Raw genomic sequence first — 20,507 nt, forward strand, 5'->3', positions numbered from 1 at the left:
TGGTTTACCTATTTTATTTACTTACCATTCATCGCTTCTATTAAGCTACAATTTTCAGGATGGCGTTCAATATAATCTAAGACTTGGTACAAAGGATTATTTTTTGAACTCCGACAAAAATGATGATCTCCCACAATCACCAAGCCAACTCTGCCTCTAGATAAAGCAACATTTAGTCGTGCTTCATCTCTAAGAAAACCTATTTCCCCTTTTTTGTTTGAACGAGTGATAGAGTATACAGCTATATCAGCTTCACTTCCTTGAAATGCGTCAACTGTAGCGCACCTAATGGTTAATCTTTTCCAATTATTTAATTCTGTATTAATTCCGCGATTCAGCAATTTTAATTGTGCTGAATAACCACTTAATACTGCCACACTATAGGTTTTTTCTGCTGCTTCTGCCATTGTATTAATTTGGCGAAGCAGATTAATAATAGTTCTAGCTTCACAGCTATTGTTATAACTGGAATTAGCACGTTGCTCTTGATAATTTGGCAGATTAGAAGTTGTCAACCAAGTCACTGGTTGTGGTAAAACTTTAGCCAAATTTGCATCTATATCTTTTCTGGCACTTCTCAGTTCACCTTGATAAAAGCACTCACTGATTAGATTGCCAATTGGCTCAACCATCCGATGCTGAATTTTTAACATCTTACAACAACTGCCAGGGAGTGTTGTTAGCAGTCTGTCAAATAAAGTTTCTCGGATGTCATCTTCAGTTAAATCATATTTTTCTAAAAACTCTGCATTGCGGCTGACTTCATCTTGGAAGGGTGGAAGTTGTTTCGGATCTCCCACAAGTATCCATCGCCGAGTTCTCGACATCGGGACTAATACTTCTGTTGCTGTAGCCTTTGATGCCTCATCAATAATGCAAAGGTCAAATTCTATATCCTGAATGTATTTAGCAATGCCAATACAAGTTCCTGCTACTACAGCAGAACGTTTGATTAGTGGATCATTAAAATTTTCATTGCGACCAAAACAGTCAAACCACTCGGCTTGAATACTAATCAGTTGTTGTAACATTTTAGCATCTGGAGCATGAGGGTCAATCAACTGATTGCTCTTTTCTTCTAGTTGATTAACGTTGAGTTTTAATAATTCCTCTTTAGCAATTCCTGTGATTTCTTGGAGACGCTGGGCTTTGGCTTTATGTTGCTCTCGTACTTGTTTTTGTTCTTCCCGCAATTCTTCAAGTTCACTTGTAAGACGCAGAAATTCATCTCTTTTATCTTTGGGTATTTTCTGTTTAGCTGGTAATTTGGGATTGTCTATTTCATAGTCTATAGGGTAAATTTCGTATAATTCTTGTTGACGAGTTGTTGCTTCTGTTTTTAATTCATTAAGCTTTGTGACTAGAGCTTTTAGGTCTTGAAATAAAATTGCTTTTTCTAATTCTTGTGGAGAAACACCTCTTTTAGTAGACCACTCTGTTATAAAATTTTTACTGGTAGTTACAGCCTGTTCTCTCCATTTCTCCATTTGTTCTTCTAACAACAGAGAGTGAATGTTTTCTGAAACCTGTTCATGATTACCAAGGCGTAACAATTTTAAGTCAAGGTTTTGGTCTTGAATCCGTTCTAGTGCATTATCCAATGCTACATGAGTTTGTGAACTCAACAGGATTCGTGCTTCTGGGTTTTGCAGAAGAGTTTGAATGATGATTTCTGTAATAAAGGTTGTCTTTCCTGTCCCTGGTGGCCCTTGAACCAAAAGAAAATCTTGTGTTGTTAATGCTGCTTCTACAACCTCCTTTTGTGATTCATTCAGAGATTGAAAACACTCAATATTTCCAGATATTTCTGGATGCTTGACTTCTTGAGGATTAACAAATAATTGACGCATATCAGACCGAACTGCACGGTCGAATCTAATTGCATCTAGCGCGTATTTTTGGCGATTTAATGCGGTTTCAGTAGCCCGAATATCAAAAACTAGCTCACCGGATTTTGGCAGTCTGTCTGGTTGTCCATGTTTCACATAGAGAATTAACTTGTCACTAGCTTCTTGAACTTCAACAACATCTCCTCCTAAAATACTAAATCCCTTTTTGTTAATAATATGTCGGGGTTGTCCTGCTATATCTTTATCTGGAATTTCTGAGATTTCAAAGATAATATGCTTGCCATCACGAGTAAAATCGGTATATTTAATTGGCTGTTCTCGACTTCTTTCCCAATCGGTTTTAGCTTGGAGAATATTAAACCAAGTCTGGAATAATCTTTGTTTGTCCGCTTCTAATTTTGTCTGTCGGAGGTTAGCTTCGTGTTCTTCAACTGCATTCTCCATGTCTGTAATAACGTCTACGGCTTCAGACATGAAGAGTGGCCTACCAAACTTAAATTCGTAGGGAGGAATCCAAGCTTGCTCTCGATTTCTTTCTAGCAAGGCACTAGAGAAAGTATTGGCATTAATAATATCAAGGTATTCTTGTCCTACCGCTACATGATATTTATAATTAACCCCAAAAATAGAATAGTGTCCTTCTCGAAATTCTTCTTCAGGAGAGTTGAAATTACGGTTACGGTAACGGCTGATGCCACAAGCTGTATTCAAATCCTCTAGAATAATTTTTTGAATTTCCGCTTCTGATGTTTGAAGTTCGTTATTAAGATTTCTCAAGGCGTTTCGAGTTAATGTCAGATAACAAGCACGTTTTTTAGTTGACAGGATTTGCGATCGCTTTCCTTGGATAATATTAAGTTCTGTGAGGAGAACTTCTGCATTGTGTTGGCGTTCTGCTGGATCTAAGGAAACAGCTCGTTCTATTATCTCCACAATTTCAGGTGGTGCATTAAATGCAGCCACCCCTTGAGGTATGGCATCATAATCGCTAATGTCTACCTTTGTTAAGCACTTAAGCACTAGTACGCCAAAACTGAAGACATCCCTGGTGTAAGGATAAGTGCCATCATCAAGTTCCGGTGGTGTGAAGGGGCGAGATACAAACTCCCTGAGAGTAATGCTAGGTCGAAAGTAGCTTCTGAGCTTAGATATTCCAAAGTCGGCAAGTTTTGGTTTACCGTCGCTACTAATTAAAATGTTATTGGGCTTGATATCTCGATGGCTGTAGTTGCGATTGTGAGAGAAAGCCAGAGCTTGTAATACAGGAAAAGCCACATTTTGCCAAAAAGAATCCCATTCATATGATGGAGACTCTTTCAACAATTTTGCTAAGTCTTGCTCCATCCACTCTAAAACAAGGAAATACTTACCTGTAGTTTCATCCTTGCCTGAGTCTAGAAGTTCTACGATTCCCTCATGCTTTAATTCTTTGAGTGCTTGGGTTTCACGTCTGAAGGACTCTTCTAAGATATCGCCTTCAATTTGCCCATGTTTAAATACTTTCACTGCAACCCGTCGCAGATCGTCGAGCATATCGCTTGCCTGATAGACATCAGCCATTCCACCAGAACGCGGTTGGGGAGATAGAGCATAGCGATTGTTGATCAGGCGAACCGACGGCATAACTTTAAAACCCGTAGAGTTTTTTTATTTGTAACATAGCCCTTACCTCAGTATGAAATTCCGAATTTTTCCTGGGACTAGAGCAATCTTCCTAGAAAAATCTATGTAACTATTTTTGAGTTGCTTGTAAATTTAGTTACGCCCTTGGCAATACACCAAGGGCTGATTGTTTATTGACGGTTAGACATGATTCATGGAAACAGTTCTTTATATTCGGTATAAGCCTGCTTCCAGCCCTTAGCATTTTTCTCCACTCCCCAAAGGGATTGAATGATTTGGGTTTGTGACATCTTCTTATCCACCATCTGCTTGACGATGCCAACCAATTGTTCACTTGTCAGTGAGGCTGGAGTATAGCGACGGTCGGTATCGATTCCGGTATCATCGGCAAGAGTCTGAGAATCGCCCGTAAATGGGGTAGTATCACTGATTCCGGTATCGTTTCCAGTATCGATACCAGATGATTCCAAAAGCTCAAAAGCCTTATCAGTCGGCTGGTATCGGTCGGTATCACTTGGGTTTGGGTGCAGAGTTGGCGGCGGTGCATCTGATATCACCCAAGTTTCATTAATCCACGCTCTGGCCTGATTCAAAAATTCATCCGGTGACTCAGAGTTGGGTGATTCTCCATCAGTAACAGCCGGGGAATCACTTCTCAACTCAGAGAAATATTTAAGCAGTGTCCGCGCCGGATCTGGTTGCCCAGAATGGGGATTAACCTCAGTTTTTAACCAATCTGGAATGATACCAATTTCACCCAGTGCGATCGCCTTATCAAAACTATCAGGGTCAGCCAGGAAGTAACGCCCAGTGGCCATTGAGATTGACTTCAGGGGAGACAGCTTCTTACTGGTAGCCTCACAACCAATAAAAGTAGCCCCACTTTTGAAAGTATCGCCAAAACCTGCGGTGTTTTTCGTCCCCACCCAAGATGTGAGATTTTTACCATGCAACACAACGAAAATTTGAGCGCCCTTCTTACTGGCGCGAGTGAACAGAAAGCGAATAATCCATTGCTTCTGCTCCGGAGTGAGATAGTCAGACAAAGCCACAGCTTCATCAATCACCAGAATAATGTCTGTGTAACTATTTTGGGTAGCGTTGTCCATCTCCCTTAAATATTGGTACAAATCGCCTGCCACAAGAGCATCAGCCTTTGCACCATCTACTTGGGGGTAACTAAGTCTGCATACTAAGTAATGGCATTGAAACGGGTATATATCATCACCTGCTGTGAAGTAATGAATTTTGGTGTTTGGCTCCAGTGCCTTGCTTAAAATGGCTAAAATCGCCATGAGCGTACCCTTACCACCTCGCTGATTACCTGCAATCACGGTTATTTGGTCACGAATGCACTTGGCGATATCAAAACCACTTTTGGTTAGCGCGTCAATAATTGCGATCGCTCTGCTGTGAAGCGGTAACGCCAAGACTGATTGAATGTCTGGTGCTGGGGTCTGGGGTTTGGGAGGGAGAGCCTGTGAGGGACTGGGCAACTGGACAAAATGCGGTTGTGGCAGTTCAACGAACTTGGGTGAAGGTAGCTTTGGTTGTGGCTGTTGGGATTGTTGCTGAATTAAAGTGACCTGTGCATGGTCAATTCTGGGGTCGGGCGATACCTGTGCCAAATGTTTGCACAACTGCTCAACAGTCGGAAACGCGCCCCTATAAGTGGTGAAATTGTCCAGCAGCCACCTGTAAGCATAGAACCGCTTACCAGCTTCTACGCCCGTGAGAAAATCGGTGAGGGTGTTGGTGTACTGCCGCAGCATCACAAATTCACTACGCTCTGTGGGTGTAAGGTGGTTCATCAAATCCACAATTTCATTGGAGCCTGCAAACCATTCGCCTCTTGCTTCGCTGTCACCCATTGCCGCCAAAAATTCTAAGAAGTTACCCCGCACAAAGGGAATGGGAGCAAAGCAGTGGGAATCGGTCATATCTTGTACCACTGACCAAGCGTAACCCAGACCCGCAACTAACGCACCGATGGGGGCTAGTGGAGAGGTGGCATAACAAACCGCCCCGATTGATGCCGTTGCTAAAGTGACGCATTTGGCTAGGTTCATCCCCGCCCTTTCAGTCTTGGCACGAACCAATAATTGATCCAGCCTTTCTACCAGCCACGGGGCGATGTTACCCGCTTCCCAATACTGTTCGGTTAAGGAAAAAGAGGGGGGTAAGATCAAGAGAAATTTGTTCGCGTATTTATTGCGAGAACTAGAGACTAAAAAAAGATGGACAAATTCTCATACACTCAAACTATGAGAGAGAAAATAGTTAAACTATGAAATTATAAATTGAGAAACAATAAATTACCGTAGCGTCAAACTAAATAGATTCAACTTGCACGTTTAATAATTTGAAAAGATAACTGTTGTCTTGGAGTACAATTATTCCTGTGACTTCGTTTTTTACTCTTAAACTTAGAACGAGCCTTCTTCACCACTCTAGGATTACTTCGCTGTTGTCGTAAAGGTATTTCTAAATCAGAAATTTCCGCCATTAACCAACTATAATATAAATTAATATCCACATTCGTATTTATCTGGCGTTGGAACTCAGGAATAGCACGCCGAATCACTCGTAAACTCCCAACAAAACTTAACCTTAAAGGAGAAATATTCTTCAAATTGCTACTTTGAAACATCAAACAACGTAAACAATAATGAGCCAACAACCAACCATAAAGTTCTTGCACCACTTCACGAGGATTCTTAGAACGAATAGGAATTTTCCTTGCTAATAGATGTACTTTCAACTCATCTAAAGTATTCTCAGCTTCCCATCGCTTATGGTACTCTTGTGCTAACAGCAAAGCCGGAAACTTATCAACATCCATTAAATTAGTAATCAACCGATAGGTTTTTAGAGTACTATCCTCCTCAATCACATATTCAATAATACGAACTGAAATTCGGGTTGCCCCCTTCTTTCTTGACTGTCCATCAGGTGCAATCCAAGATAAATAAGAACCATCTGCCAACGTTTTTACTACTTGAAACTTCACATGGGCAGGAACACGACCAAGGAAATGACCTTGTTGTTGGATGACAGTATGAACCATCTTAAAAGAATGCAATCCTCTGTCCCACATTAATAACATACTAGAATTAATACTGCGTAGTAATTTTAAAGCACCTCTTCTTTCTCCAATACGATAGGGAGAACAAAAAGCATCTATAATTAAATGAGTACCTGCTTCTACCAAAAAGACTAATCTGACTTTAGGAAAGCCTGGATATGTCCCTTTAGGAGAACCAGGATAGCCAAAGACTCTAGCATTTGTGGGAGTATCTGGAACATCAAAAACTGTTCCGTCTACAGCCATAATTCTGAATTCCCCCAAAAAAGCATCAGGTGTTAATATTGTTGCTAAGGGCTTTGCCACCAGTTCAAATAACCTTCTCATTACAGCTGCTCCGGTTCTTTGACGGGCTTCTGTAATTGATGAAGCAGATGGGGGTTGAAGACGTAAACCTGATGGTATGTGTAAAGAACTCAAACCATGAATGAGATTTTTGAACACATCAACAATTGAATCAGATGACCAAAAACTCAAGGCAATGACTAAGGTAACTATGACATAAGTTGGTAATATTCTGAGTCTTCGTTGAGAGCTACAAGTAGTTTCAATAGCCTTGGTGATGGTTTGAGCCGGAATTACCTGTGACAAAGCTAAAAGTATTTGTTGAGAATCTAGACAGGCTGTTTGTGCCTGAAAATTTACCAGTGGCATATGCTAAGAACAAAAATTTTTGTAGAATTTTAGTCTAATGGTCATAATATATTAAATGTTACTTAGTTCTCGAACACATTTCGAGAACATATAAATGTTATTGATCATGTCCACAAAAGAAGATGATCTCATTGCCAGAGCGGAACTGTTGCAACAGGCGATTGCGACTTTGCATCTGATGATTCAACAAATTAAAGCGGTGGGGGAAATTGCGCCTCCTGGTTGTTCTGTTTCCCGTTACCAAGCACGCGGTAAACAAGGGGTTTATTGGTACTACAAGTTACACGCTTCTCAAGCAATTTTCCCTACTTCTCAACCAGGTAAGTTAACCAAATACAAGCATTTAGGGAAAGCTGGAAGTCCTGCTCACATTGATGCGGTTCTCTCGGTTGCTCGAAGGACTCAGGTTGATTACTTACAATCATGTATTGATTCTCTCCGACAAAACTGGGCTGACTTATACAACAGTCTCAAAGAGAAAAAGTAAGTCTCTCAACTTTTTATTGTTCTCGCAATAAATACGCGAACAAATTTTTCTTGATCTGACCCCCTCTTTTTCCTTAACCGAACAGTATTGAATTGCTACTTGGGTATGTTTAGTACCATAGGCTTTCTCGTAAATTGCTAAAGAACGTTGTAAGAGTTTAAGAGATTCCTGATGCTTACCCTGCACATTATATAAACTTGATAGATTATTCAAACTGAGAGCAACATCGGGATGATTAGAGCCAAATATTTTTTCTCTAATCTCTAAGGCACGTTTGATAAATGGTTCAATTTGAATATTTTCTGTTGCTTCACCAAATATTTCTTTGTTGTAGTATAGCACCGCCAAGTTATCAAGATTCATGGCAACTTTAGGATGAAATTTGCCAAATATTTTTTCATTAATGCCTAAAGCCCGATTATATAAAATTTCCGCTTCTCGATTATTTCCTAAATTCTCATAAATTGCCGCCATATTATTTAAATTTTGGCTTATATCTGGATGCTCATTGCTAAATATTTTCTGATTTATTGTTAATGACTTTTGAGCATAATCAAGAGCCTTTGGATAATTACCTTGTTTTTTATATAATCCAGAAAGATTATTATAACTTTGAGCAACTAAATGATGTTCCGAACCAAATACTTTAGTGCGAATCTCCAAAGCACGCTGATATTTATCTATAGCTTCTGGAAAATTATCTAGGTCTTCATATACAAAAGCTATATTATTTAGACTTTGAGCAATAAGGTAATGTTCAAAGCCAAACTTTTTTTCATGAATTTTCAAAGCTAACTGTAATAATTTTAATGCTTCTGTGTAATTTCCTTGCTCTTTATAAAGAGTAGCAATATTATTCAAAGTGTTAGCAACATCTCGATGCTCAGAACCTAATACCTGGGTGCGAATTTCTAAAGCTTCTTGAAATAGTTTCAATGCTTCTGTATAGTTACCTTGTTCTTGATAGATAAATGCTAAATTGTTAAGGATTAGAGCAACGCTTGGATGTTGGGAACCAAATACTTTCTCATTTATAAGTTTGGCACGTTTATAGTAATTAATAGATTCCTGATATTGAGCCAACTCTGTATAAATACCTGCTAAATTATTCAAACTTTTAGCAATAGATGGGTGTTCTGAGTCAAATATTGTTTGACGAATGGCGAAAGCACGTTGATAATTTTTCAGTGCTTCTGAGTAGTTTCCTTGTTCTTGATATAACATCGCCAAATTATTGAGAGTAAGAGCTACTTGAGGATGCTCTGGTACTAATACCTTCTCGTTAATTGCTAGAGCTTGCTGATAGTGTTTAATTGCATCTGAGTACCTTCCTTGTATTTGATAAGAAAAAGCCAAATTATTTAGGCTGAGAGCGACATCTGGGTGTTCAAGACCTAGTATATTTTCTTTAATCTTTAAAGCACGTTCAAATAGAGATAATGATTCTGCATAATTACCTTGTTCTTGGTATAAATTAGCTAAATTGCCAAGATAGGTAGCATATTCAGGATGTTCAGTACCAAAAGATTTTGCAAATATTTTCTCAGAGCGTTGATACAGTTGTAGCGCTTCTTGATATTTTCCCTGCTCTTTATAAACCAAAGCTAAATTGCTGATAATTATAGCAACTTGAGGGTGTTCAGTTCCAAATTGATTTTCACTTATTGTTTGCGCTTTCTTATATAATTGAATTGCTTCTTGATACTTTCCCAGATTTTGATATAAACCAGCTAATGATTGCAGAGATGCTGCAAAATTTTCAGCGCTATAGCTGAGATATCCTGCATCCTCAAAAAGTTTTGCATTTGCTGCTTTTATATATCGTTTTTCAGCTATTGTCAAAGAACGCTTATATAGTTCCTCTGCTTTCTGATAATTTCCTAAGTTTTCGTAAGAATTAGCAAGATTCCTCAAAGTTCTAGTTATCTGAGAGCTTTCACTACCCCATGTTTGTTCTGCTATTTTCAAAGATTTTTCATAAAGAATAATTGCTTCTTTATCATTTCCTAAATAACTATAGACAAGAGCGATATTATTCAGAACGCTAGAATATTTATCTGTTTGAGAATTAGGATTATTTTCATAAATTTTACGAGCGCGTTGATAATACTTTAAGGCTTCTTGATATTTAGCTAAATTCGTATAAACATTACCAACAAAATTCAGGCTCATTACCACATCTGGGTGTTCCGAACCAAGATTTTTTTCTCTGATTTCTAAAAGACGTTGATAATAGGATAATGCTTGTTCGTATTTACCGCGATCGTGGTAAAAATTTGCTAAATTAAAGATATTGCTTACAATCTTAATACTATCCTGACCATGTAACTCAGAATTTATTACTAAAGCACGTTGAAAAAATGATTCAGCCTGAGCGTAGTTTTTTTGTAATTCATTTATTTGCCCAAGAGTGAGAAGCATTGAAGCTTCGCGTTCTTTTTGATTGGGTATTTTTTCATAAATTGTTAAAGCTTCTTGACAACTATCTATTGCTTGTTTATATTGTGTCATCAAGGAATAAGTATCACAAAGAGCGCCAAGATTACCAGCTATATCTTTAGGTTCTTTTAATTGTCGAGAAATAGCCAAAGCTTGCTGATAGTATTTTAATGCTCTGGGATAATCTTCTAATTGTAATCTGTATACACTTCCTATTAAAGATAAAATTTTTTCTTTTGACGTAGTTTTCTTAAGTTCTTGATAGATTAATAATGCTTTATTCAAATAATCCAAGGCGAGTTTTGATTTTTGCTGTTCATAATAACTTACACCAGTGACAGCTAAAATTTCAGCTTCAGATTGGCGGTTTTTGAGTTTTTGATAAATGGGTAAAGCTTGCTGAAAATAATCTATTGCTTGGGAATATTGTTTTAATTTGTGGTGAGATAATCCCATTTGATTGAGAATAAAAGCTTCTTCAGAAAGATTTCCGTTTTTTTTGATGATTGTTAATGCCGATTGATAAAATTCAATGGCTTTATCATACTTATTCAAATCTTGATAAACTGAGCCATTGAGCATCAAAGCTATCGCTTCTGCACGAATATTTTTGACTTGGCGACTTAGTTCTAAGGCTTGATTGAGTAACTCTAAACCTGCTTCGGTTTTACCTAAAGCTCTATTTACTAAACCTAAGAAAGCAATCGTTTCAGGTTCATAAAAGCTATCTTTAATCTGCTGTCGAATTTTTAAAGATTCTTGTAGTGGTTCTACTGCTTCTTTCAATTTATCCTGACTAATATAAACTACACCAATATTAGTTAGTGTCTCGCCTTCTCCTTTTTCGTCATTGACTTCTCGGCGTATAGTCAAAGCTTTTTGAAATGTTTCTAGTGCTTTTGAATATTCTTTTAATCCGCCATAAGTTTCACTCATATTATCTAATACATTACCTTCACCTTGGCGATTATTCAGCTTTTGATAAATAGCTAATGCTGGAGTGAATGCTTTCTGCGCTTCTGGATATTCGCCTAATGAGTTATACACTTCACCCAAATAATTTAATGCTTCGGCTTCACCTAAATAATCTTGTTGTTTTTGTCGCAGTGTTAAAACTTGTTTAAAAGTTTTCTCTGCATCTCTGAGTTTATATTCGCGTAGCTGGGTGATTCCTGCTTGCAATAATTTATCTGTAGATGTTGCTTGAGGAGTAGAGGGAATTGAGTTTTGAGTAATAATTTCTTGTTTTGAGGAAAAAGCAGCTTCGGTTATTCCACTCAATAAAATTGTAAGGCTAATAAATGTGCCTACTCTTATAATTAATAAGTTAAATTTAGCGTTTGGTTTCACTGATTTTTTAGGAGATAATATATTTTGCATGAATTTGTTAGTCTCTTTTATGAGGGTTGGTGATATGTATTTCTAGCTTTTGGGAGGATATGCCAAAACTGAGGCTAAAATTTAGCAGGAGTCCAATCACCAGAAGGAATGAAAGCAGCCCAGTAAAATGGATGTTGGTATTTTTGAGAATTCAACATTTCTAATTGTGTCTGTCGCAAAGCTTCGGAACGTCCTTCATTTTTCATTAATCGTCCATAATATTTCACCATCAATTCTTTAGTTCCCAAATCATCAACATTCCAGAGACTAATTAACTGACTTTGGGTACCAGCCATCACAAAAGCACGACGCAAACCATATACCCCTTCGCCATTGGTGGCTTTACCCACGCCAGTCTGACAGGCGGAAAGTACAACTAATTTAGTACCCGATAAATTTAAGGAAGATGCTTCTAAGGCTGTCAGTACACCATCTTCATCACCACTGCGACGGTTGTTAAATCCAGCTAACGCAATACCGGAACGCAATAGGGGATTTTCAAGATTCTTATTCACCTGACGATTGGAACCAGGTTTAACTATAATTCCACGATTTCCCACAGCTAAACCAACAGTATCTGGAAAGTCTATTTTTTTATCGGTGAGAAAGAACCCGTGAGTAGCGATATGTAAAATACTGGGTGACTGTAATTGTTTGAGAGTATTTTCTGTGGCTTGGTTACCTGTTAGGAGTTTGACATCTTTTAATAAGGGGGTAATGGCTTCGGCTTCTTCCTTTGTTCCTGGTAAGGGTGAGAATTTTAGTCTGTCAAATTCCGAGGAAGGTTTTGCTTGGCGATCGCCTTTTTCTGACACAGATAAGTTACTTGCAGCATTACCAAAATCAATATTTGCCATTACCACAGGTGTTTGACGGCTGGGTGCTTGATTTGATAAGCGCAGTAAGTCACGCCCGGTTGTTAAATAATTAATAGTATAATTTTCTACAAGATAGCGATTATTTTCATCTACCAGCGCAGCGAAGGGAATTAGATTCAGCTGGCTGTCGGGAGAAACTAGCAGTTTTCGCTTGTCACCCAATAGTTTGCGGATGGGTTGCATGAGTTTGGTATCCAAGCGACGCGCAATTGGTTTAACATCGCGGGATTTACTTTGCAGGATGTCACCAAATTCAGAAATTTCTCGATCAATAGCTTCCGCTTCTCCTAAATCTACCCATTGTGGTGCGCCTTGGGATGTCAGGATATATGCTGCATAATGGGGTTTACCATAGCGATCGCTCTTTTTTCCGGCTTTGGGATTGATTAAGGGTTGATACAGCGTAAATTCCACTAAAGCTGCATCAGTAGGTATTAATTTTTGCACTGATTCAATTGTGGTGATTTGAGTGACAGTGCGAAATTCGCTGCTACGTTTAGAGAGTTCTGCTTCTAATTTGTCGTACTCAGCTTGGAGTTTTGCAAATTCTTGACCAAAGTTACTAGATTCAGTATACGTGAGTCTTGCCAGTTGGGAACTAATGGTTGTGAGTTCGTCAAATAATTTTTGGTTTTCTGGGGTAAGGTTTTGTCGTAACCAGCTACGATTATCGCTGAGAACATCAAGTATGCGTCCTTTCCGGCGAAGAATTGCGGTGAGAGCGAGTTTTGCAGCTTCGGGATTATTGGGTGCTGACTGGAGGTGTAAGGAAACTGTGATGTCGGTTGACTCATTAACTAACGCCATCATATAGTTTTGTTTTTGGCGTTCTGAACCAATACCAAGGATAATATTGAGATTGCGATCGCTAATATCTAAACTGCGCTTTCTCACTTCAATGGCACGGTTTATATCACCTTGAGCATGGTAGGCATAACTTTGTAATCTTAAATCTTTAACAACACTTGGATGTTGGGAGCCAAAAAAGCTTTCTGTCATCGAAAGCGATTTTTGTAAGAGTTCCAGTGCTTTTTGATTATTTCCTAAAAGATAATAATTCCAACCTTGGTTACTTAAATTGAGTGCAACTTGGGGATGATTAGTACCATATACTTTTTCTAAGATACCTGAAGAACGTTGTAAAAGCTGAAGAGATTCTTGATATTTGTCTTGGTTATTATATAAAAGAGCTAAATTATTCAGACTGAGAGCAACATCAGGATGATTAACACCAAATACCTGTTCTCGAATAGCTAAAGCACGTTGCATCAATTTTTCTGCCTCAGTATTATTTTCCTGGTGGTAGTAAGTAGATGCAAGATTACTAAGGATTGTTGCAACCATAGGATGATTATTAGCAAACACCTTTTCGCTAACAGTTAAAGCTTGTTTGTATAAAGCTTCAGCCTCTTTATCATTCCCTAAGTCACTATATAGATTAGCCAAGTTTTGCAGTGATTGAGCTACTAAGGGATGCTCATCATTAAATGCTTTTTTGTTAATTTTTAAAGCTTCTTGATATAATTTTAGTGCTTCTGGATAATTCCCTTGGGCTAAATATGCACCAGCCAAATTGTTAAGGCTATATGCTATCTGAGGATGTTCTGTACCAAATACTTTTTCGTTAATTGCTTTAGCACGTTGGTGTAATTCCAGAGTTTGCTTATAGTCAGCTAAGGTTTTGTAGATTTCAGCTAGATTATTGAGGCTTGTGGCAACGTCAGGATGTTCTTTACCAAATGCTTTTTCTTGAATGTATAAAGCGCGTTGACTGAGTTTTTGTGCTTCTGCATAATTACCTTGCTCTGCGTAGAATAGACTTAAGCTGTTAAGAGTCTTGGCAACATCGGGATGTTCAGAACCTAATATTTTTTCTCGTATGGCTAAAGCATTCTGAAATAAAGGAAGGGCTTCTTTATAGTTGCCTAAGTCATTGTAAGTACTAGCCAAATTACTAAGATTTCTGGCACTATTAATATTTTCTATACCAAATACTTTATTGTTGATAGTGAGAGCGCGTTGATGTAACTCTATTGCTTGTTGATATTTTGCTTGTGTAACGTATATTTCTGCTAAATTATTCAGGCTATTAGCAACATCTGGATGTTCGGAGCCTAATCGTTTTTCTCTAATTGCTAAAGCACGTTCATGTAAAGAAAGGGCTTCTTGATATTTACCTTGGTCTTGATATACACTTGCCAAATTATTCAAGCTACTAGCAACATCTGGATGTTCTTCGCCAAATATTTTCTGACGAATTTCCAAAGCACGCTTATATAGAATCATTGCTTGCTGATAATTACCTTGCGTACTATACATTCCACCAAGATTATTTACACTAATTGCAACTAATGGATGTTCATTACCAAATACTTTTTCACGAATAGTCAAAGCACGTTGAAATAAACCCTGCGCTTCTGCAAATTTTCCCTGTGCTAGGTAAATATTGGCTAAATTGTTGAGGTTAGAGGCAACTTGAGGGTGTTCCGCACCAAGAATTTTCTCATTAATAGCCAAAGCGGTTTTCACTAAAGTTATTGCTTCCTGATACTTTCCTAAATCTTTATATACAGAAGCAAGATTACTCATACTTAAAGCAACATCAGGATGTTCTTTACCAAATGCTTTTTCATTAAGAGATAAAGCACGTTGCTGAAGCTTTATTGCTTCGGTATAATTTCCTTTATCTTGATATAAGTTAGCTAAATTATTAAGACTACCAGCTACCACACCAGCTAGCGAGTTAATTCTATAGACATGTTCGCTCAGTTGAGCAGTTAGTGCATTTTGGTATAGCTGTTCGCGGATTTTTAAAGCACGTAGCCAAGTTTTCTCAGCTTCATCATAATTACCTAAGTCTCTATAAGCTGACGCTAGGTTATTAAGCTGAACTGCTAGGTTAAAATCATCCCAAAAGTCTTTCTTTGAATTTTTTTCTGTGATTGTTAAGGCACGTTGATAAAGCCGTAATGCTTCTTGATAATTCCCTAAACCTGTGTATATATTAGCTAAATTATTCAAGGAAGAAGCAACATCTGGATGTTCCAAACCACGCATTTTTTGAATAATTGCAAGAGCGCGTTGACCAACTTTTAATGCTTCTGGATAATTAACCAATTTAATATAAAGGCTGGTCAATTGATTCAAACTGTTAACAACCTCTATATTTTCTTGATCAAGATGTTTTTCTTGAAGTGCTAGAGCGCGTTGAAAATATGGTAAAGCTTCTCGATACTTACCTTGATTGTTGTATAGATAACCTAATCTCCCGGTTCGCTCATTTTTTTCTGAGTTAGCCAAAAAAGTATACCTCTAGATATATTCCAAAAAGAACTAAGTAGGTATAAGTTCGGGTTTATGGAATTTGAACCCAGAATTACAAACGAACGAGTTGATGATATACCCCTACTGCTAACACAACTGGAGCAGATGGGAGTAGAACAACTAATCGATAAACATTTTCCATGTCACGGAAACTGGCAAGGATTAAATCTAGGTAGTGTGGTGGTAATATGGTTAACACACATATTATCGCAAGCAGATCACCGTTTGAACCACGTTCAAGGTTGGGTGAGTAAGCGGTTAGAAACGTTAAAAAGCTTTACGGAAGAATCTTTACGCTCGCTCGATTTGGCAGATGACCGTTTGCAAGCAGTATTACGTTACCTATCTATAGATGCAAACTGGTTTTCATTTGAGTCGGAACTAGGAAGTAGTTTGCTACGGGTGTACGATATTATCCCAGAACAGGTACGTTTAGATAGTACAACGGCTTCAAGTCATTGTGGAGTTAACCCAGAAGGCTTATTTCAATGGGGTCATAGCAAAGACAATCGTCCGGATTTGGCGCAAGTGAAAATAATGCTATCGACATTAGACCCATTAGGAATGCCAATAGCGACGGAAATATTGTCAGGAGAAAAAGCAGATGACCCATTATATATTCCAGCAATAGATAAAGTACGTTCAACAATAAAAAAGTCAGAATTGTTATATATTGGTGACTGTAAAATGTCATCAATAAAGACAAGAACTCATATAGTATTGGGCGGAGATTTTTACTTATGTCCTTTAACAGCCAAGCAAGTATCTAACGAAGAACTAAGCAAATATCTCCAACCAGTTTGGGATGGTCAACAAGAACTAACAATTATAGATTACGAATATGCAGATGCCAAAACCAAAAATATAGCGGATGGCTTTGAAATAGAGATTATCCATGAAATAGAGATTGATGGGCAAGAAATCTCTTGGTCGGAAAGACAATTAATTGTGCGCTCATTTGCGATTCAAAAAACAGCAGAAAAACATCTACGTGAACGAATACAGAAAACAGTAGATGCTCTAGAAAAACTTAAAGTGCCTCGACGTGGCAAGAAAAAGCTCACTTCACACTTTGAATGGTTAGAAACATGTGAAGCTATTTTCAACAGATATCAAACAAGTGGATTATTTCAAGTTGACATTCAAACAAAAAGAGTTAAAAAAGTTCAAAAAAGATACCGAGACCGCAAAGCTAGAATAGTAGAAGAACTATGGTTTGACATGAGTTTTAAGATTGACGATTCCGCAGTTCAACACCAAATTCAAATGTTAGGCTGGCGGGTTTACGTTACAAATAAAAATCCAAATGAATTTGGTTTAAAACAAGCAGTTCGTGCCTATAGAGATGAGTACTTAATGGAACGAGGATTTGCGAGGCTGAAAAACTTTCCTCTTTCATTGACTCCGATATATTTACAACGTGAAGACCATATTACTGGTTTAATAAGACTACTGTCTATTGGTTTGCGAGTTTTAAACCTTTTAGAATTCCAGGTTCGCCACAATCTAGAAAAAGAGAAAGAAAAACTTGCGGGTCTTTATGTTGGCAATCCGAAGCGCGAAACTACAAGACCTAGCGCAGAAATAATTCTGGCTGCATTTAAAGAGATTACACTGCTGTTGATTGAGGTGAAAAACGAAATTTATGCTCACTTGACCGCTCTTTCACCTTTGCAGAAGCGTATTCTTGCTTTACTGGGCTTTTCCATCAGTATTTACACTCAACTTGATGGTCAATCTTTTACTCCTGAGTAGTCTTTCTTCTAACTTCCAAAAAAATGGGCGAACTGGGAGCTAATGTCTTAATATTTTTTACTATTTCAATACTCTCTGAACCATATAAAACCTGCTGACGTTTGAGTACTTGTTGATAATATGATTCTGCTTGAGAATAGTTTTGTTGACTTTCATATAATAATCCTATGTAGCCGATAAGATTAATCAATTCTTCCTCTGGTCTTTTGATTTTCTCAAAAATAGCTAAAGCTTGCTCACAACTATCACTTGCTTCCTTATATTTTTTCCAGTCATAGTAAAGATTACACGTTCCATAAAGAATAATACCTTCATATAAAGGTAATTTATTTACTTGAGCAATTGATAAACCTTGCTGATAGTAATCAATAGCTTTTGGATATTGCTGTAGATTGTCGTAAGCCAGTGCTACTGATGCAAGCAAACCTAATTGTGCTGGTGGATTATTGAGTTCTTTAAAAATTATCAATGCTTGCTGGTGGAAATCTACAGCTTGAGCAAATTTTTGTTGCTGGTTATAAATATCAGCTATCTGACTGATAGTTTCTAATTCTAATTCTCGCTGTTTGAGTTCTCGGAAAATTTTTAAAGCTTGCTGATATGATGCTAAAGCTTTATCATACTGTTGCTGTTTACTGTAAATTGATGCAATATTAAGAAATATTTGGGCTGCTTCAGCAGGATTTTTTTGTTTTTGATAAATAGCTAATGCTTTCTGAGCTATTTCTAAAGATTGCTGACTGTATTCACTTGCTTTTTTAGGATTTTTTAACTGATTATAAGCATCTGCAATATAAGCAAGAAGTTTCATTTCTTCCAATACATTACCGCTTTGTCTAGCGAGTACAATTACTGGTTGCATATACTCTATTTGTTTATCAAGTTGTCTTAAAAAAATATGCACAGTTCCTGCTGACATTAGTGCAATACTTTCAGCTTTAGGATTATTTACCTGACGACTAAGTTGTAACGCTTGATTTAGCATCCCAAAACTTTGATCAATGTTACCTAATGCATAGTGACTTAAACCCAATAAAGCAATTATTTCTGGTTCATTAAAACTATCTTTTACTTGTTGTCTAATAGAGAGCGATCGCTGTAAAACTTCTACAGCCTGAGAAAAATAACCTTGGTTTATATAAACTGTACCAATATTACTTAAACTACCTGCCTCACCTTTTACATCTTTAATTTCTTGCCAAATAATCAAAGCTTTTTGAAAATTATCTAATGCTTTTGAATATTTTTTAAATCCACTGTAGGCATTACCAATATTATCTAAAGCTGCTGCTTCTTGTGAACGATTATTTAATTTTTGAGCAATAGTCAATGCTTCTTGAGAAAATTTTAAAGCCTGTGTTGGCTCACTCAATAAACTATAAACTTCACCCAGATAATTGAGAACGATAGTAGTTACAGCAGCATCATTTTCTTGCCGTCTTTGCAATAACACTTGTTGAAAGGTTTTTTCTGCCTCTCTGAGTTTATATTCGCGTAGCTGCGTGATTCCTTGTAAGGATTCAGGTCTAAAATTGAGGAACTAGAGAAGGGCGAGACTGAGAATTAATAGAGTCAGCAATTAGTGCTTGTACAAAAAAATCAATAACAGACAGACTTTGACGACGACAGGTTTGAACCACCGTCAACAAATTGGCAGTATGTTGAAACCGCTCCATCGAACGGGAACCACCACTAACTTTACGTTTTGTCACAGCCAAACGCAGCGATCGCTCGGCTTGATTGTTATCAGGAGGAACTTCAGGGTTGTCAAGGAAATACCACCATTGGGAGGCTTTATCGCGCAAGGAACGTAAAAGGTTTCCTGCTGTAGCTCCGGCTAAGTTAATCCAGTCATCAAGTGTTTGTTGCAATTTAGATTTGAATTGATTGACCCAATCGTTATAACTGGCGCAGTCAAGAGTCTCAAACCATTGGGCATAATTTCCAAAAGCTTCATCAATTAAATCCACAAATGCTTCACCAATAGCTTGGTTGTGAAGACCTGGAAGTTGAATTAGTTTTTTGAAGTGACGGCGTAGATGAGCCAAACATTTCTGCTGCTCAGGCACCGCATAGCCATTGTAAACACTAAAATCATCGCTGCTGATTACCCCTGTATATTTAGCCCCTAAAATGGCTTCTAGTTCTGCTCTGGAACGAGTGTCAGCAGCAGTAAACAGGCAAAACTCAGAATTGGCAACTACCCACAACCATTCTTTAACTCCCTTGACAGACCAAGGTGTTTCATCCACATGAATGTTAGGTTGTGTCTGTTTTACCCAATTACTTAACTCAGTAATGCTTGGTTGAATCGCTGTTTGAATTCGTTCATTTGTGGTGACTAAAGTTCCCAGCCCAATTTCAATTTGACCTAACTCCCACAACATTTCTTGCTGTTTTTCATAGGGCATATGTGCATAATTATTTGCCCATCCTAAAAATGCCTGTAAAGAAATCCCTAAATCCTGTCCTGGGATGATATCTTGTGACCAGGAGGCTGTTTGTATATTGCCACAGTACTCACACTGGCACGTATGGCGTTGATACTCAACTATTTCAATGGGACGCTCCACTAGTTGCGCTACAGACTGTTTTTCTACTTTTACTGCCACAGCCGCAAACGCTTTTTGACCACAACAGACACAATCACTTGGACGTAAGATTTCACAACGATCTACTCTACCAAAACCCTTACGGGTCTTACCTTGATGCCCTGGTTGCCCACCTGGCTTTCTTTTGGGATGATTTGATTCTTCTTGCGGTGCTGCTTTTTTGTTTTCACTCTTTTTGAGGATGTCCCCTGATGGCGGCTTAGATGAGGTTTTGCTGTCTAAATCTCTGCTGACTTTTAAACGTTCTATTTCTTGCTGTAGTTCTAATACTGTTTTCTGTAATTCACCTATTACCTTGCTCTGCTCAATGATTATCTCTACCAGTTCTTGTTTCGATAACTGGTTCAAGCTTTCCCGGTCTAAATCTTGAGGCAGGTTTTGGTTCATATCTGTGATACTCCTCCTCAAGCGATCCCTTTG

General features: G+C 37.9%; 9 protein-coding genes. 2 read left to right on the forward strand and 7 right to left on the reverse strand.

The window, feature by feature from the left end; all coding sequences use genetic code 11:
* Positions 1-17 precede the first annotated feature (17 nt).
* From HGR01_RS38795 to HGR01_RS38805, 3 genes are all read right to left on the reverse strand, one after another.
* Positions 18-3,473, reverse strand: coding sequence for a serine/threonine-protein kinase (locus HGR01_RS38795; protein WP_045871068.1), 3,456 nt, complete (start codon positions 3,471-3,473; stop codon positions 18-20).
* A gap of 191 nt (positions 3,474-3,664) precedes the next feature.
* The gene (locus HGR01_RS38800; protein WP_052335220.1) at positions 3,665-5,662 is read right to left on the reverse strand and encodes a hypothetical protein; all 1,998 of its coding nucleotides are present in this window, start codon (positions 5,660-5,662) and stop codon (positions 3,665-3,667) included.
* 152 nt (positions 5,663-5,814) lie between these two features.
* Positions 5,815-7,212 (reverse strand): IS4 family transposase, encoded by a 1,398-nt coding sequence (locus tag HGR01_RS38805; RefSeq protein WP_071989413.1) that lies wholly within the window; start codon positions 7,210-7,212, stop codon positions 5,815-5,817.
* 106 nt (positions 7,213-7,318) lie between these two features.
* On the opposite strand from HGR01_RS38805, the gene HGR01_RS38810 reads away from it, so the two are divergent.
* Entirely contained in the window at positions 7,319-7,699 is a 381-nt protein-coding gene (locus HGR01_RS38810) for a hypothetical protein (RefSeq protein WP_045871336.1), read from the forward strand.
* Here HGR01_RS38810 and HGR01_RS38815 read toward each other — a convergent pair.
* Positions 7,670-11,518 (reverse strand): tetratricopeptide repeat protein, encoded by a 3,849-nt coding sequence (locus HGR01_RS38815; RefSeq protein WP_052335221.1) that lies wholly within the window; start codon positions 11,516-11,518, stop codon positions 7,670-7,672. The genes HGR01_RS38810 and HGR01_RS38815 overlap by 30 nt on opposite strands.
* A 74-nt stretch (positions 11,519-11,592) precedes the next feature.
* On the reverse strand, positions 11,593-15,696 hold the full coding sequence (locus HGR01_RS38820) for a CHAT domain-containing tetratricopeptide repeat protein (RefSeq protein WP_052335222.1): 4,104 nt from the start codon (positions 15,694-15,696) through the stop codon (positions 11,593-11,595).
* Positions 15,697-15,753: 57 nt separating this feature from the next.
* Between HGR01_RS38820 and HGR01_RS38825 the strand changes: the two genes are divergently transcribed.
* Positions 15,754-17,475, forward strand: a complete 1,722-nt coding sequence (locus HGR01_RS38825; protein ID WP_045871079.1) for an IS1634 family transposase — start codon at positions 15,754-15,756, stop codon at positions 17,473-17,475.
* Here the strand turns inward: HGR01_RS38825 and HGR01_RS38830 are convergent.
* Together HGR01_RS38830 and tnpC are read right to left on the reverse strand one after the other, a co-directional pair.
* The gene (locus HGR01_RS38830) at positions 17,462-18,928 is read right to left on the reverse strand and encodes a tetratricopeptide repeat protein (protein WP_045874936.1); all 1,467 of its coding nucleotides are present in this window, start codon (positions 18,926-18,928) and stop codon (positions 17,462-17,464) included. The genes HGR01_RS38825 and HGR01_RS38830 overlap by 14 nt on opposite strands.
* A 73-nt stretch (positions 18,929-19,001) precedes the next feature.
* A complete protein-coding gene (tnpC, locus tag HGR01_RS38835) occupies positions 19,002-20,474 on the reverse strand; it encodes an IS66 family transposase (protein WP_045868690.1) in 1,473 nt (490 codons plus the stop codon).
* Between the last annotated feature and the right edge of the window lie 33 nt (positions 20,475-20,507).

It is taken from the genome of Tolypothrix sp. PCC 7712 (assembly GCF_025860405.1).
Classification (GTDB): domain Bacteria; phylum Cyanobacteriota; class Cyanobacteriia; order Cyanobacteriales; family Nostocaceae; genus Aulosira; species Aulosira diplosiphon.